At 71.9% G+C, this 14,393-nt stretch carries 13 protein-coding genes and 1 pseudogene; 7 read left to right on the top strand and 7 right to left on the bottom strand.

Annotated features, from left to right (window positions below):
• The first annotated feature begins 142 nt into the window (after window positions 1-142).
• Window positions 143-490 carry a divalent-cation tolerance protein CutA gene (cutA, locus tag ABT247_RS24240; RefSeq protein WP_350745675.1) on the top strand — a complete coding sequence of 116 codons (348 nt, stop codon included), beginning with the start codon at window positions 143-145 and terminating at the stop codon, window positions 488-490.
• Between the two features lie 67 nt (window positions 491-557).
• Here the strand turns inward: cutA and metG are convergent, their stop codons facing one another.
• The 3 genes from metG to ABT247_RS24255 form a co-directional block, all read right to left on the bottom strand.
• On the bottom strand, window positions 558-2,291 hold the full coding sequence (metG, locus tag ABT247_RS24245; protein ID WP_350745678.1) for a methionine--tRNA ligase: 1,734 nt from the start codon (window positions 2,289-2,291) through the stop codon (window positions 558-560).
• A gap of 213 nt (window positions 2,292-2,504) precedes the next feature.
• Window positions 2,505-2,705 carry a DUF397 domain-containing protein gene (locus ABT247_RS24250; protein ID WP_350745680.1) on the bottom strand — a complete coding sequence of 67 codons (201 nt, stop codon included), beginning with the start codon at window positions 2,703-2,705 and terminating at the stop codon, window positions 2,505-2,507.
• Entirely contained in the window at window positions 2,702-3,550 is an 849-nt protein-coding gene (locus ABT247_RS24255; protein WP_350745682.1) for a helix-turn-helix domain-containing protein, read from the bottom strand. Before ABT247_RS24255 ends, ABT247_RS24250 begins: the two co-directional genes overlap by 4 nt.
• 392 nt (window positions 3,551-3,942) lie before the next feature.
• Here ABT247_RS24255 and ABT247_RS24260 point away from each other — a divergent pair, with 392 nt between their 5' ends.
• Window positions 3,943-4,074, top strand: a complete 132-nt coding sequence (locus tag ABT247_RS24260; protein ID WP_350745684.1) for a hypothetical protein — start codon at window positions 3,943-3,945, stop codon at window positions 4,072-4,074.
• A 104-nt stretch (window positions 4,075-4,178) separates the two neighbouring features.
• Here ABT247_RS24260 and ABT247_RS24265 read toward each other — a convergent pair whose 3' ends face one another.
• Both ABT247_RS24265 and ABT247_RS24270 read right to left on the bottom strand, forming a co-directional pair.
• Window positions 4,179-4,781 (bottom strand): GNAT family N-acetyltransferase, encoded by a 603-nt coding sequence (locus ABT247_RS24265; protein ID WP_350745687.1) that lies wholly within the window; start codon window positions 4,779-4,781, stop codon window positions 4,179-4,181.
• A gap of 185 nt (window positions 4,782-4,966) precedes the next feature.
• On the bottom strand, window positions 4,967-6,250 hold the full coding sequence (locus ABT247_RS24270; RefSeq protein WP_350745689.1) for an adenylosuccinate synthase: 1,284 nt from the start codon (window positions 6,248-6,250) through the stop codon (window positions 4,967-4,969).
• A gap of 126 nt (window positions 6,251-6,376) precedes the next feature.
• Here ABT247_RS24270 and ABT247_RS24275 point away from each other — a divergent pair, with 126 nt between their 5' ends.
• The 3 genes from ABT247_RS24275 (at window position 6,377) to purM (ending at window position 10,481) form a co-directional block, all read left to right on the top strand.
• Window positions 6,377-7,375, top strand: coding sequence for a diacylglycerol kinase family protein (locus ABT247_RS24275; protein WP_350745692.1), 999 nt, complete (start codon window positions 6,377-6,379; stop codon window positions 7,373-7,375).
• A gap of 288 nt (window positions 7,376-7,663) precedes the next feature.
• Entirely contained in the window at window positions 7,664-9,247 is a 1,584-nt protein-coding gene (purF, locus tag ABT247_RS24280; RefSeq protein ID WP_350745694.1) for an amidophosphoribosyltransferase, read from the top strand.
• A 100-nt stretch (window positions 9,248-9,347) separates the two neighbouring features.
• The gene (gene purM, locus ABT247_RS24285) at window positions 9,348-10,481 is read left to right on the top strand and encodes a phosphoribosylformylglycinamidine cyclo-ligase (protein ID WP_350745697.1); all 1,134 of its coding nucleotides are present in this window, start codon (window positions 9,348-9,350) and stop codon (window positions 10,479-10,481) included.
• A 208-nt stretch (window positions 10,482-10,689) separates the two neighbouring features.
• Here the strand turns inward: purM and ABT247_RS24290 are convergent, their stop codons facing one another.
• Together ABT247_RS24290 and ABT247_RS24295 are read right to left on the bottom strand one after the other, a co-directional pair.
• The gene (locus ABT247_RS24290) at window positions 10,690-10,944 is read right to left on the bottom strand and encodes a DUF3073 domain-containing protein (protein ID WP_350745700.1); all 255 of its coding nucleotides are present in this window, start codon (window positions 10,942-10,944) and stop codon (window positions 10,690-10,692) included.
• A gap of 417 nt (window positions 10,945-11,361) precedes the next feature.
• Complete coding sequence (locus ABT247_RS24295) at window positions 11,362-12,519, bottom strand: Glu/Leu/Phe/Val dehydrogenase dimerization domain-containing protein (RefSeq protein WP_392895730.1); 1,158 nt, start codon at window positions 12,517-12,519, stop codon at window positions 11,362-11,364.
• Window positions 12,520-12,725: 206 nt separating this feature from the next.
• Here ABT247_RS24295 and ABT247_RS24300 point away from each other — a divergent pair, with 206 nt between their 5' ends.
• Both ABT247_RS24300 and bldC read left to right on the top strand, forming a co-directional pair.
• Window positions 12,726-13,625: a DUF8083 family protein gene (locus tag ABT247_RS24300; protein ID WP_502892495.1), complete on the top strand. Its 900-nt coding sequence runs from the start codon at window positions 12,726-12,728 to the stop codon at window positions 13,623-13,625.
• Window positions 13,626-14,112: 487 nt separating this feature from the next.
• A pseudogene (gene bldC / locus ABT247_RS24305) lies at window positions 14,113-14,298 on the top strand (developmental transcriptional regulator BldC); the annotation flags it as partial.
• Window positions 14,299-14,393: the final 95 nt, after the last annotated feature.

A 14,393-nucleotide genomic window follows, 5' to 3' on the forward strand; every position in this document is an offset into this window, starting at 1 on the left:
TGGGTGCCGCGCCGCCCCCCCCCCCGGGCGCCGGGGCCGGGGCCCGGGCCCGCCCCCCGCGGCGCCCCGCCGCCGGCGCCCGGGCGGGGGGGCGGCGGGGCTCCGGGACACCGTCGGGACACCGCCGGGATACCGTCGGCGCATGACAGCGAACGACAGCACAGCGGACCGGCCGGGCTTCGTCGTGGTGACCACCACCCACGGGAGCGAGGAGCAGGCCCGGGCGCTGGCCGCCGCCGTGGTGCGGGAGCGCCTGGCGGCCTGCGCCCAGGTGTACCCCGTCCGGTCGGTGTACTGGTGGGAGGGCGAGGTGCAGGACGCCGAGGAGTGGCGGATCGACCTCAAGACCCGGGCCGAACTCGCCGACCGCCTGACCGGGTTCGTCGCCGGGCGGCACTCGTACGAGACGCCCGAGGTGGTCGCCGTGCCGGTGGTGTCCGGCAGCCCCGGCTACCTGGCCTGGGTGGCGGCGGAGACGGCGGCCGGGTAGCGCCCGGGCTCCCCGCCGCCGTACGGACCGCCGCCGCGCCCGGCGCGCCCCCGACCTGCCGGAACGGCTAGCCCTCCGTGCCGCCGAAGCGCTCCGTCCAGGCCGCCAGGTCGTCGTCCGTGATCTTGGCGAACAGCACCGGCGGCACCGTGAACGGCGTCCCGGCCGGGACCAGGTCCAGGGAGCGGGCCTCCTGCGCGCCGACCCAGCTGCGGGTGGCCGCCGGGGAGTCGCCGGGCACGGCGAAGGCGCCGCGCATCGCCGCCGCAGCGGTCGGGATGAAGGGCGCGGAGACCACCGCGTACAGGTGGATCAGGTTCATCGCCGTCCGCAGGGTCAGCGCCGCCGCCTCCGGGTCGGTCTTCACCTGGAGCCAGGGGGCCTTCTCGTCCAGGTAGGCGTTGCCGGCGCTCCAGAGCGCGCGCAGGGCCTGCGCCGCCTTGCGGAAGTTGAGCCCGTCCAGCTGGGCCTCGTACTCGGCCAGCAGGGCGGCGGTCTGCTCGCCGAGGCGCTGCTCGGCCTCACCCGCCGGGTGGCCGCCGGGGACGTCGTCGCCGAAGCGCTTGCGGCTGAAGGACAGCACCCGGTTGACGAAGTTCCCGAGGGTGTCGGCGAGGTCCTTGTTGACCACCGCGGCGAAGAGGTCCCAGGTGAAGCTGGAGTCGTCCGACTCGGGCGCGTGCGCCATCATGAAGTAGCGCCAGTAGTCGGCCGGCAGCAGTTCGAGCGCGACGTCGCTGAAGATGCCGCGCTTCTGGCTGGTGGAGAACTTCCCGCCGTAGTACGTCAGCCAGTTGAAGGCCTTGACGTAGTCGACCTTCTTCCACGGGCGGCGCGAGCCGAGGATGGTGGCCGGGAACATCACGGTGTGGAACGGGACGTTGTCCTTGCCCATGAACTCGGTGTAGCGGACGGTCTCGTCGGCCTCGTACCACCAGGACTTCCAGTCCCGCGGCTGCCCGGCCGGGGCCGCGTCCGCCCACTCCTTGGTGGCGCCGATGTACTCGATCGGGGCGTCGAACCAGACGTAGAAGACCTTGCCCTCGGCGGCGAGTTCGGGCCAGACGTCGGCCGGCACCGGGACGCCCCACTCGAGGTCGCGGGTGATCGCGCGGTCCTGCAGGCCCTCGGTCAGCCACTTGCGGGCGATCGAGGAGGCCAGCACCGGCCAGTCGTCGGCGTGGCCGGCGACCCACCGCTCGACGTCCTCGGTCAGCTTCGACTGGAGCAGGAACAGGTGGCGGGTCTCCCGGACCTCCAGGTCGGAGCTGCCGCTGATGGCCGAGCGCGGCTCCAGCAGGTCCGTCGGGTCCAGCACCCGGGTGCAGTTCTCGCACTGGTCGCCGCGCGCCTTGTCGTAGCCGCAGTGCGGGCAGGTGCCGACGATGTAGCGGTCCGGGAGGAAGCGGCCGTCGGCGTTGGAGTACACCTGGCGGATCGAGCGCTCCTCGATGAAGCCGTTGCGGTGCAGCTCGCGGGCGATCTCCTGGGTGATCTCCCGGTTCTGCGGCGAGGAGCTGCGGCCGAAGTGGTCGAAGGACAGCCCGAAGCCGTCGTAGACCGCCTTCTGGGCGTCATGGGCCCGGGCGCAGAACTCGGCGACCGGGAGTCCGGCCTCCTGCGCGGCCAGCTCGGCGGGCGTGCCGTGCTCGTCGGTGGCGCAGATGTAGAGCACCTCGTGGCCGCGCTGTCGCAGGTAGCGGGAGTAGACGTCCGCCGGGAGCATGGACCCGACCATGTTGCCCAGGTGCTTGATCCCGTTGATGTACGGAAGGGCGCTGGTGATCAGGTGCCGAGCCATCCTCGGATGCTCCGATTTCTCCCGCACGCGCACCCCACCCGGAGTGCTGTGCCAGGCGCAGGGGTCCACTGTGGGCTGCCAAGCCTACCGCCGACGGGCTCGAGCACGGGCCGCGGCGTACGGGGCCGGGCGGTGCAGGAGGGCGCTGGGTACGCGGTGGGGCGGCGCGGCGTACGGGGCCGGGCGGCGCGGCGTACGGGCGGCGCGCGGGTCTCACAGCCGGGTGACGTCGGCGTACCGGTCGAACTCCCCGGCCTTCACCCCGCGGACGAAGGCCGCCCACCGGCGCGGAGTGGTCCGGACGATGATCTCGGGCCGGTCGGACTCCCGGATCTCCACCAGTCCGCCGGCGGCTCTGACCTCGACGCAGTCGGTACTCTCGCCGCTGGCGGACGCTTTGTGCCACGCACTCATGCGAAGTCTTTCAGCAGGGTCCGGATGAAGTCCCGGGATTCGTCCGGGTCGAGCGCGATCGCCGCGGTCTTCTCCTTGATCCGGCGGTAGGAGGCCAATTCCTCTTCACTGTGCACGAATTTCGGCCCGTGGGAGAGGTCGATCTGGACGGTGTCCAGTTCCGGAACCGGCCCCCGGGCGAGGTACAGGCTCTCGCCGGAGCCGGTGTAGGTGGGGACGCTGAACGGGATCACCCGGATTTCCACGCCTGGCCGTTCGGAATTCTCCAGCAGGCTCCCCAACTGCTCGCGCAGCACTTCAGGGCCGCCGAACTGCATTCGCAGCGCGGATTCGTGCAGGATCGCGCTGTAGGGCTTCGGCCGGTCGACGAAGATCTGCTGGCGCCGGATCCGGAACGCCATCCGGACCTCCGCCTCCTGGCGGGCCTGCGGGGGGAGGCGCTCGAAGACCGCGCTCGCGTACGCCGGCGTCTGCAGCAGCCCGGGGATGAAGGTGCTGTTCAGGATGGACAGCGACTCCGCGTGGTGCTCCATCTCGGCGATGTCGACGATCCCGCTGGGCATCCGGCCCCGGTAGCCGTCCCACCAGTACTTGCGGCGGTCCTGGGTCATGGCGATCAGGGCGTCCAGGTACGGGCCGTCGGGGCAGCCGCAGACGCGCGCCCAGGTCCGCAGCCGTTCGGCGCTGATGCCCGACTTCCCGTTCTCCATCTGGGAGATCTTGGGCAGGTCGGTGCCGATCGTGGCGGCCAGGGTCTTGGGCGTCACGCCCACGCGTTCGCGCATCTTGCGCAGCTCGATCCCGAGCCGCTGCTGGCGCACGGTCGGCGACAAGCGGGGTGGCATGACTCTCTTCTCCGGATCGCGGCTGACGGTCGATGCTTCCGGTGAAGTGTGCCGTGATGAACGGGTACTGGCCAGCGAAATGGGAGATACCCCACGATGGAGTGAACGTTCACTCCCTCAGTAGCAACTCTGGCACCCTGACTCTATGGTCATCCGTGTCACACACTGACTTGTTGTCGCCTAAACAGTCGCCAAGTCGCCTTTCAGCCCTGCCAAACAGCCGCAATGACACGTCAGGTGCATGGCCAGGGCGTTCGGCATCACCGACCGGAGACAGCCGTGCCCCTTCCCTCGCCTCTCCGCCTTCCACGCCTCCTTCCCGACCGGGTGCGCGGCCCGCGACTTCCCCGCCGGAATTCGCCGAACCGGTGAATGCCCTTTTCGTCGCCGGTTTGTCCGCGCTCCTCCTCGCCGTGCTCTTCGTCGGCTGGCTGGTGTGGCTGGTCAACGTGCAGCCCCGCGAACCGCGTCCCGCGAAGCGGGAGTTCGCCCCCCGCCATTCCGCCGCCGGCGAGCGGAAGTAGCAGGGCCGACGGGCCGGGGCTGGGCCGGTGCCCGGCGGACGCGGGGCCGGCGGACGCGGGGCCCGGTGCCCGGGGAGGGCGGCCCCGGGCCGGAGCGGGACCGGTCAGCCGCGCGAGAGGCGTTCCACCAGACGGGACTTGGCGGGCGGCCACTCGTCGGCGAGCATCGAGAAGTAGGCGCTGTCGCGCCAGCTGCCGGTGGGGCGGAGCCGGTGACGGCGGAAGACGCCCTCGAACTGGGCGCCGAGCCGCTGGATCGCCGCGCGGGAGCGCTCGTTGAGGGCGTCGGTCTTCCAGAAGACGCGGCCCATGCCCAGGTCCTCGAAGGCGTGGGTGAGCAGCAGCAGCTTGGACTCGGTGTTGACCGCCGTGCGCCAGGCCGAGCGGGCGTACAGGGTGCCGCCGATCTCCACGGACTCGTCCTCGGCGCTGTAGTCGTGGTACCCGGTCATGCCGACGGCGGTGCCGCTCGCGAGGTCCACGGCGGCGAAGTGCACGGACTCCCCCCGGGCCGCCTCGGCGACGCGGGCGTCGAGGATCGCGCCGAGCTCCTCCTCGGAGCCGGGCGGGAGGGACATGGTCCAGCGCCAGACCTCGGGGTCGGAGCCGACGGTGGCCCAGAGGTCGGCGGCGTGGCGGCGCTCCAGCGGCTCCAGGCGGATGTGGCGGCCGGTGAGCGTGATGGGCGTGGGCAGCTTCGCGGTCATGATCCGAACGTAGCGCGCCTCTGCACTAGATGCAATGGAGGTCTGCACTAGTGCAAACCGTGGGTGGGGCCCGGACACGGCGAAGGGCCCCGCGGACGTCGTGTCCGCAGGGCCCCTCGAAGTGCTCGGTCGGCGCGCAGTCGGCGCCGGACCGGCGCTCGGCCGATCTCGGCCGGGCGTCCGGCTCAGATGAACGAGTTGATCTGGATCGTCTCGTCCCGGCCCGGGCCGACGCCGATGGCGGAGATCGGCGCGCCGGACATCTCCTCCAGGGCCTTCACGTACGCCTGGGCGTTCTTGGGCAGCTCGGCGAAGGTCTTCGCCTTGCTGATGTCCTCGCTCCAGCCCGGCAGGGTCTCGTAGATCGGCTTGGCGTGGTGGAAGTCGGACTGGTTGTAGGGGAGTTCCTCGACCCGCTTGCCGTCGATCTCGTACGCGACGCAGACCGGGATCTGCTCCCAGCCGGTCAGCACGTCGAGCTTGGTCAGGAAGAAGTCGGTGAGGCCGTTGACCCGGGTCGCGTAGCGCGCGATCACGGCGTCGAACCAGCCGCAGCGGCGGTCGCGGCCGGTGGTGACGCCGCGCTCGCCGCCGATGCGGCGCAGCGCCTCGCCGTCCTCGTCGAACAGCTCGGTCGGGAACGGGCCGGAGCCGACGCGGGTGGTGTAGGCCTTGAGGATGCCGATGACCCGGTCGATCTTGGTGGGGCCGATGCCGGCGCCGGTGCAGGCGCCGCCCGCGGTCGGGTTCGACGAGGTCACGAAGGGGTACGTGCCGTGGTCGACGTCGAGCAGGGTGCCCTGGCCGCCCTCCAGCAGGACGACCTTGTTCGCCTTGAGCGCCTCGTCCAGGACGAGGGTGGTGTCGGCCAGGAAGGGCTTGATCTTCTCCGCGTAGCCCAGGTACTCCTCGACCACCAGGTCGGCCGGGATGGTGCGGCGGTTGTACAGCTTGACCAGGATCTGGTTCTTGTCGTGCAGCGCCGCCTCGATCTTCTGGCGCAGGATCGACTCGTCGAACAGGTCCTGGACCCGGATGCCGACGCGGTTGATCTTGTCCGCGTAGGTCGGGCCGATGCCGCGGCCGGTGGTGCCGATCCGGCGCTTGCCGAGGAAGCGCTCGGTGACCTTGTCCAGGGTGCGGTGGTACGGGGTGATCAGGTGGGCGTTGCCCGAGACCAGCAGCTTGGAGGTGTCGATGCCGCGCTCGTTCAGGCCGCTGAGCTCGGAGAGCAGCACGGCCGGGTCGATCACGACGCCGTTGCCGATCACCGGCGTGACGTTCGGGCTGAGGATGCCGGAGGGGAGCAGGTGCAGGGCATACTTCTGGTCACCGATGACCACCGTGTGACCGGCGTTGTTGCCGCCCTGGTAGCGGACGACGTAGTCGACGGAGCCGCCGAGGAGGTCGGTGGCCTTCCCCTTGCCCTCGTCCCCCCACTGAGCGCCAACGAGCACGAGTGCCGGCACAGGCGTACACCCCTTCCGGTTGGGGCATCCTGCGTAGGCCGCTGTCTGCCCCGAGATAGACGAAGCCCCTGGCGCTACGGCGCAAGGGGCTCTTGCACCGAGAGATTACCTGAGGAAGGACCGGTCGTGTCGTCCCTGTCCACGCCTGCAACCAGCGGCCCCGAGCCGATCCTGCTGCTCCTCGACCCGATGGCCCGGCAGACCGACGGCGAGTCGGTGCGGATCGCGAAGGACGTGCTCTGCGGGGGGACGGACGTGAAGGTGGCCTACCCGGAGAGCCCGTCCGAACTCGACCGGGTGCTTTCGCACCGGGGGCGGCGGCGACCGGTGGTGATCGGTTCCGACCTGGCCCTCCAGCGCGTGCTGCAGGCCCTGCACCGCCACCGTGAGCTGGGCGCGGATCCGGTGGGCATGGTTCCGGTCGGGCGGGCCGAGGACCTCGCGACGGCCCGGGCGCTCGGCGTGCCGGGGGAGCCGGTGCGGGCCGCGCGGGCGGTGCTCACGGGCGCGCCCCGCACCTTCGACCTGCTGGTGGACGACGGCGGCGGGGTGGCCCTCGCGGGAGTGCGGATCACCGGGGCCGGCGCCCGCCGCATGGGGGGCCGTTCGGGGGGCTGGCGTTCGCTATGGGCGAAATTGGCTGCGGCCGAGCAGGGGAACGCACTCACGGCCGAGGCCGTCGACCACAGCCCGCGGGTCCGGGTCGAGGCGGACGGCCGGCTGCTCGCGGACGTGCACCGGCCGGTCCGGCTGGTCCAGCTGAGCCTGCGCTGCGGCCGGGGCGTCGCCGGCGCGGTCACCGGCGACGGGGACGGCGGCCCGATCGGCGCCGCGGACGGCACTGAGGACGGCGGCGCGATCAACGGCCCGAACGGCGCGATCAACGGCGTGAGCGGCGTGGGCGGCGGCGGGAAGGGCGCGGCCCACGCCCCGGCGGACGGCGCGGGCGTCCTGGAGGTGGTGGTCCGGGCGTCCGGCGCGCTCGTGCGCGCCCGGGCGGCGAGCGTCTCGGTGGTGGGGCGCGGCTTCGGCTACGAGGCGGACGGCCACCAGGTCGGCCCGGTCCGGGCCAGGACCTGGACGGTGCACCCGGGCTCCTGGGGCCTGCTGCTGCCGGCCGCCTGACGGACGGCCCGCGACGGCGGGGGATCCCCGCGTGGACCCGGGCCGAACCCCGGGTGAGCAGGCTCACGTTCGCCTCCGCCCGGCAACCGGCCCGCCGGGCACGGAACCGCGCACCGGACTCCCCAACAGGCGCGAACCACAAGGCCAACCGAGACCGGCCGGAATTCGCCCCGGCCGAAATCCCCAGTCCGTAAGGGGTTTTGTCTACGCGCGTTACTCCCTCGCGGCCGGACGAACCGGCAGCCGGAGGTTCCGGAAGCCTGTGCCAACTGCCCTAGACTCGAAGGCGTGCCACGTGGTGACGGAAGACTCAACCACGATCTTCTTCCCGGTGAGAAAGGCCCCCAGGACGCGTGTGGCGTCTTCGGTGTCTGGGCTCCCGGCGAGGAGGTCGCCAAGCTCACGTTCTTCGGCCTTTACGCCCTGCAGCACCGCGGTCAGGAATCCGCGGGCATCGCAGTGAGCAACGGCTCCCAGATTCTCGTCTTCAAGGACATGGGACTCGTCTCCCAGGTCTTCGACGAGGCCTCGCTGGGGTCGTTGCACGGGCATATCGCCGTCGGACACGCCCGCTACTCGACCACCGGTTCCTCGGTCTGGGAGAACGCCCAGCCGACCTTCCGGGCGACCGTGCACGGTTCGCTGGCCCTCGGCCACAACGGAAACCTGGTGAACACCGCCGAACTGGCGGCCATGGTCGCCGAACTGCCCGGCGAGGAGCACGTCTCCCGCTCCGGGCGGACCGCCGCGACCAACGACACCGACCTGGTGACCGCGCTGCTGGCCGGACACCCGGACCTCTCCATCGAGGAGACGGCCAAGGTCGTGCTGCCCAAGGTCAAGGGCGCCTTCTCGCTCGTCTTCATGGACGAGCACACCCTCTACGCCGCCCGCGACCCGCAGGGCATCCGCCCGCTGGTGCTCGGCCGGCTGGAGCGCGGCTGGGTGGTCGCCTCCGAGACGGCGGCGCTCGACATCGTCGGCGCCTCCTTCATCCGCGAGGTCGAGCCCGGCGAGCTGATCGCCATCGACGAGAACGGCCTGCGCACCTCCCGGTTCGCCGAGGCCAAGCCCAAGGGCTGCGTCTTCGAGTACGTCTACCTGGCCCGCCCCGACACCTCCATCGCCGGCCGCAACGTGCACCTCTCCCGCGTGGAGATGGGCCGCCGCCTGGCGCAGGAGGCCCCGGTCGAGGCCGACCTGGTGATAGCGACCCCCGAGTCCGGGACCCCGGCGGCGATCGGCTACGCCGAGGCCAGCGGCATCCCGTACGGCTCCGGCCTGGTGAAGAACGCCTACGTGGGCCGCACGTTCATCCAGCCCAGCCAGACCATCCGCCAGCTCGGCATCCGGCTCAAGCTGAACCCGCTGCGCGAGGTCATCGCCGGCAAGCGCCTGGTGGTCGTGGACGACTCGATCGTGCGCGGCAACACCCAGCGCGCGCTGGTGAAGATGCTGCGCGAGGCCGGCGCGGCCGAGGTGCACATCCGGATCTCCTCGCCGCCGGTGAAGTGGCCCTGCTTCTTCGGCATCGACTTCGCCACCCGCGCGGAGCTGATCGCGAACGGCATGACCATCGAGGAGATCGGCCGCACCCTCGGTGCGGACTCGCTCGCCTACATCTCGATCGACGGCATGATCGAGGCCACCAAGCAGCCCAAGGACAGGCTCTGCCGGGCCTGCTTCGACGGCGAGTACCCGATGGAGCTGCCGGACCCGGCGCTCCTCGGCAAGCTCCTGCTGGAGGCCGAGATCAAGGGCGGCCAGCAGCAGCCCGCCGTCCGCGGCAAGCCGACCAGCGGCAGCGACCTGGACGGCGTCCAGTCGCTGCTCGGCGGGGCGGGCGCGGCCGACGCGCTGCGCAGGCCGTAAGAGCTCCCACGGTGGGGTCCCGCGAACCGGGGCCCCACCGCCGTTCCACCCCCCTCCGCTGTACGAACCACCCCCACCAGACCCGAAAGGGCCGCACGCAGTGACCTCCTCCCACCCGTCGCCCGCCACCACCCCCAACGGAGACGCCGGGCGTCGCCCCTCCGCCGGTGCCACCTACGCCGCCGCCGGCGTCGACATCGAGGCGGGCGACCGCGCCGTCGAGCTCATGAAGCAGTGGGTGAAGAAGGCCGACCGCCCGGAGGTGGTCGGCGGTCTGGGCGGCTTCGCCGGCCTCTTCGACGTGTCCGCCTTCAAGGACTACCAGCGGCCGCTGCTGGCCTCGGCCACCGACGGCGTGGGGACCAAGGTGGCCATCGCGGCCGCCATGGACAAGCACGACACCATCGGCCACGACCTGGTCGGCATGGTCGTGGACGACATCGTGGTGTGCGGCGCCGAGCCGCTGTTCATGACCGACTACATCTGCGTCGGCAAGGTCGTCCCGGAGCGGGTCGCCTCGATCGTCAAGGGCATCGCCGAGGGCTGCGCCCTGGCCGGCTGCGCCCTGGTGGGCGGCGAGACCGCCGAGCACCCCGGGCTGCTCGGACCGGACGAGTACGACGTCGCGGGCGCCGGCACCGGTGTCGTGGAGGCCGACGCGCTGCTGGGCGCCGCGCGCGTGCGGGCCGGCGACGTGGTGATCGCGATGGCCGCCTCCGGCCTGCACTCCAACGGCTACTCGCTGGTCCGCCACGTGCTGCTGAACGAGGCCGGCTGGAAGCTGGACCGCAAGGTCGAGGAGTTCGGCCGCACCCTCGGCGAGGAACTGCTGGAGCCGACCCGGATCTACTCGCTGGACTGCCTGGCGCTGATCCGCGCCACCGAGGTGCACGCCTTCTCGCACGTCACCGGCGGCGGTCTGGCGGCCAACCTGGCCCGGGTCATCCCGGACGGCCTGCACGCCCGCCTGGACCGCGGCACCTGGACCCCGCTGCCGGTCTTCCGGACCGTCGCCGAGGTCGGCAAGGTGGCCACCCTGGAGATCGAGAAGACGCTGAACATGGGCGTCGGCATGGTCGCGGTCGTCCCGCCGCACTCGGTGGACGTGGTGCTGTCGCTCCTGGAGGACCGCGGGGTCGAGGCCTGGCTGCTCGGTGACGTCGTCGAGCGCACCGACGAGCACGAGGGCGGCGCGGCCCTCTACAACGCCTACGAGGGCTTCACGGCGGGCTGAGCACGCCCCCCGGACGCCGCGGACGCCGCGGACACCCGGGGCGCTCAGGGCGCCGAGGGAAGAAGCGGGGACGAGGGACGGAAGGGCCCCTCCGGTGCGCCGGAGGGGCCCTCCCGCGTTCCCGGAGGGGCGGCGGCGCGGGGCGCGCGGGAACGCCGAAGACCGGCCCGGCGCTCGAGGCGCCGGACCGGTCCGGTGATGCTGTGGGTTACGAGCGGCGGGAAGCCCGGGACGACCCGGCACCCGGCTCGTTGTCGTCCTCGTCGTCGACGGCGCCGTAGCGGGCGGCGTACTCCGCGTACGGGTCGTCGTCCTCTTCCTCGATCGGCTCAGGGTCGATCGCAGCGGTGGACGGCGATACGCCCAGCTCGTGGGACAGACGGTTAGCGTCGAACCCGCCGCTGTTGTACTTCAGCTCGCGGGCGACCTTCGTCTGCTTGGCCTTGGCCCGGCCGCGCCCCATGGGTCGACCCCCTCAACGATGGGGCTCACGGCCCCGAGTCTGACACGTGTTCATGATCAGGACCGGCCTGCCCGAATGGGAGGACCGTCCCTTGGAGCATTAACGGTACCTGTTTCCGCCGCTGGACGGTACGTCGTCGGTGTGACGTGGCGCGCACCGGCTGCACCCGAGACCGGGTCTTCCCAGGTCAGGGGAGGTTTTGCGGCGTTTTGCGCGCTGTCCGTAGGTGTTCGAGGTCCGTCGTTCCAGGACCCATTATCCCCCCTAGGGGGGCGTCGGATCACCCGTTCGGGCGGAGAAGTGAGAATCCGGTTCCACATCGTGATGCGCGGGGGGCCACTGGGTGCTCCCCGGGCGGCCCGGGGCGGACGGGGAGGGCCGGCCCCCCGCGCATCCGGTCAGCGCGACCGGGGTCGGTCAGGAGCGGCGGGCGCCCGGCAGCAGGACCGTGCGCAGCGCACTGATCTCGCGCATCCGCTTCTCGGCGAGGCGGTCGGCGGCGACCGCCGGCGGGACGCCGTCGGCGGCGGCCCGGGTGAAGATCTCCAGCGTGGTGTCGAAGATCTTGGTGGCCTTGTTCTTGGCCCGCTCGAAGTTGAAGCCCTCGATCTCGTCGGCGACCTGGATCACGCCGCCGGAGTTCACCAGGTAGTCGGGGGCGTACAGGATGCCGCGGTCGGCCAGGTCCTTCTCGACGCCCGGGTGGGCCAGCTGGTTGTTGGCCGCGCCGCAGACGATCGAGGTGCCGCGCTCGCCGAGCGCCGCCACCGTGGCGTCGGTCAGCGCGCCGCCGAGGGCGCAGGGGGCGTAGACGTCCAGCTGGGCCTGGAGCAGGGCGGTGGTGTCGGCGACCACCTCCACCTCCGGGTGGGCGGCGCGCACGCGGTTGACGGCGGCCTCGGAGACGTCGGTGACGACGACGGTGGCGCCGTCCGCGACCAGGTGGCCGACCAGGTAGTGGCCGACCTTGCCGACGCCCGCGACGCCGACGCGCTTGCCGCGCAGGGTCGGCTGGCCCCAACGGGCCTGGGCGGAGGCCCGCATGCCCTGGAAGACGCCGAAGGCGGTCAGGATGGAGGAGTCGCCGGCGCCGCCGTGCTCGGGCGAGCGGCCGGTCACGAACTCGGTCTCGCGCGCGATGACGTCCATGTCCTGGACGTAGGTGCCCACGTCGCAGGCGGTGACGTAGCGCCCGCGCAGGGACTCCACGAAGCGGCCGTAGGCACGGAGCATCGCCTCGTTCTTGTCCTTGTTCGGGTCGCCGATGATGACGGCCTTGCCGCCGCCGAGGTCCAGCCCGGCCAGCGCGTTCTTGTAGGACATCCCGCGGGACAGGTTCAGCGCGTCCTCCAGGGCCGCCTCCTCGGAGGCGTACGGGAAGAAGCGGGTGCCGCCGAGGGCCGGGCCCAGTGCGGTGGAGTGGATCGCGATGATCGCCTTGAGGCCGGAGCTGCGGTCGTGGCAGAGGACGACCTGCTCGTGGCCGTCGCCGAGGGCGCCGTCCTGCTCGGTACGGAAGATCCTGCTGAGCACTCCGGGTGCGGGGTGCGTGGCGGGGGTCTGCACGTCGGTCACTGTGGTGACTCCAGTAGGGAAGGCCCGCTGCTGTGGTGCGGGCGCCTAGGGCGAAGCGTAGTCGCGTGCGGGGGGCCGATCCGCCCTCTTGTCCGAGCTTGTACCGGTTGTCCGAGGGGTGAGACGCGGGGCCGTGAGCGGTGCGGGCGCGAACCGTTCGGGCCGCGCCCTCCCGGGCCCGGGCGGCGCGTGCGACCATGCAGGACGTGACCGTCGTACGCACTTCCGTACAGCCGCCCTACGCCGCCCACCTGCGCGTCTACGAGCCGCTGGCCGCGTACCCGGAGCCCGAGCGGGCGCGTTGGCAGGCGTACGCGGCGGAGCACGGGCCGGACGCGGCGGAGGCGGCGCGGCCGGTGGCGGCGGCGGTGCTGGCGGAGCAGCGGGAGGCGCTCGCGGAGCTGGCCGCCCGGACGCCGCGGGCGCTGCCGGAGCGGGAGAGCGGGCGGGCGTACCTGCGGGCCGTGGACGGCGTACTGTACGTGTGCCCCTGGGCGACCAGGCTGCGCAACTGGCAGGCCCTGGAGGAGCTGCGGGAGGGGGCTCCGGTGGCCCTGCTGGACGCCGCGGTGCCACCGGTGGTCCGGGAGGCCGCCGAGGCGGACCGGGAGCGCTGGCTGGCCGGGCACCCGGACGCCCGGCCGTGGATCCTGACCAGCCGGTGGGAGGTGCCGGTGCGGTGGTTCCTGCCGTTCGGGGACGAGGACCGGTGCTTCGTGCCGGGGGGAGCGGTCGAGGAGGGGGAAGGGGCGGGGGAGCGGCCGGCGGCGCTGTTCTACCTGGTGCCGATGGCCCAGGCGCGGCGCCGGGTGGCGCGGGCCTACCGGGCGCTGCGCGAGGCGGTGCCGGAGGGGCGGTTGGTCCTGGGGGCGGAGCAGGTCGGGCGGTGGCTGGAGGAGTTCCACCCGCGCTCGCTGGTGGAACTGGACTACGGGGGGCTGGTGCATCTGCTGGGGCCGGAACGGTTGTTGGCGGACCGTTCGGCGGGGGAGCTGGAGGAGGGGCTGCGCGCGCTGCGGGCGGGGGACACGGCGGAGGCCGTGCGCGTGTACGCGGAACTGACGGGGCGGTGGCGCCGGGTGCAGGCGCTGCGGCACGCGAACTGACGTCCGAGCGGCCGTGTATGACTGTGTCGGGCCTTTGGTCCGCAGCCGCGCTGACCAAGGTCCCGGTTCGGGTCAATAGCTGCCGAACGTGACACTACTCACCGTTGACGCGAACTTACCCCTATGTGCAAAAATGGGACAACCAGCCCAACTTCACGTGAGCGTGCCCACTTTTGGGTGGTTCTGGAGTCGATGCGTGCTTTGCGGGGAAACGGAGGGTCTGGTCCCCTCGTAACCGGATGTCACGGTCGCGTGACTGTCCGTTATGGGGTGGTCCATCGCCATCCGTCGGCCTTGAACCCGTGAGGGGTCAATTTTGGCGGTTTGGTCGATAGGGCTGGACGGATGGTGTAGTTGTAGACACCAGGACAAGCCGTTCGTCCTATAACCGACTCGGCCCGTCTATGCCATTTCGGGCATCGCGGGCCAAGGTGCAGAATTTGAAGGATAGAACCGCCCTGGTTCGGTTCTCCCGAGGAGGCCGCTCATGACCGCTCGTACCCCTGATGCTGAGCCCCTGCTGACGCCGGCAGAGGTTGCCACCATGTTCCGCGTGGACCCGAAGACGGTCACCCGCTGGGCCAAGGCCGGCAAGCTGACGTCGATTCGCACGCTCGGCGGTCACCGCCGTTACCGTGAGGCGGAGGTGCGCGCTCTGCTGGCCGGGATTCCCGCCCTCACCGCCCTCCAGCGGTCACTCGTCCCCTCGTCTCTGCCGACCGTGCCGGGACTGGAGGCGGCCGTCTACTACCACACCGCCTCGCCCGA

Source organism: Kitasatospora sp. NPDC001539 (assembly GCF_040298565.1).
Lineage (GTDB): Bacteria > Actinomycetota > Actinomycetes > Streptomycetales > Streptomycetaceae > Kitasatospora.

Bases quoted from the DNA above. Each gene is read 5' to 3' on its own strand.
- cutA (WP_350745675.1), top strand. From the start codon at position 143: ATGACAGCGAACGACAGCACAGCGGACCGGCCGGGCTTCGTCGTGGTG.
- metG (WP_350745678.1), bottom strand. From the start codon at position 2,291: ATGGCTCGGCACCTGATCACCAGCGCCCTTCCGTACATCAACGGGATC.
- ABT247_RS24250 (WP_350745680.1), bottom strand. From the start codon at position 2,705: ATGAGTGCGTGGCACAAAGCGTCCGCCAGCGGCGAGAGTACCGACTGC.
- ABT247_RS24255 (WP_350745682.1), bottom strand. From the start codon at position 3,550: ATGCCACCCCGCTTGTCGCCGACCGTGCGCCAGCAGCGGCTCGGGATC.
- ABT247_RS24265 (WP_350745687.1), bottom strand. From the start codon at position 4,781: ATGACCGCGAAGCTGCCCACGCCCATCACGCTCACCGGCCGCCACATC.
- ABT247_RS24290 (WP_350745700.1), bottom strand. From the start codon at position 10,944: ATGGGGCGCGGCCGGGCCAAGGCCAAGCAGACGAAGGTCGCCCGCGAG.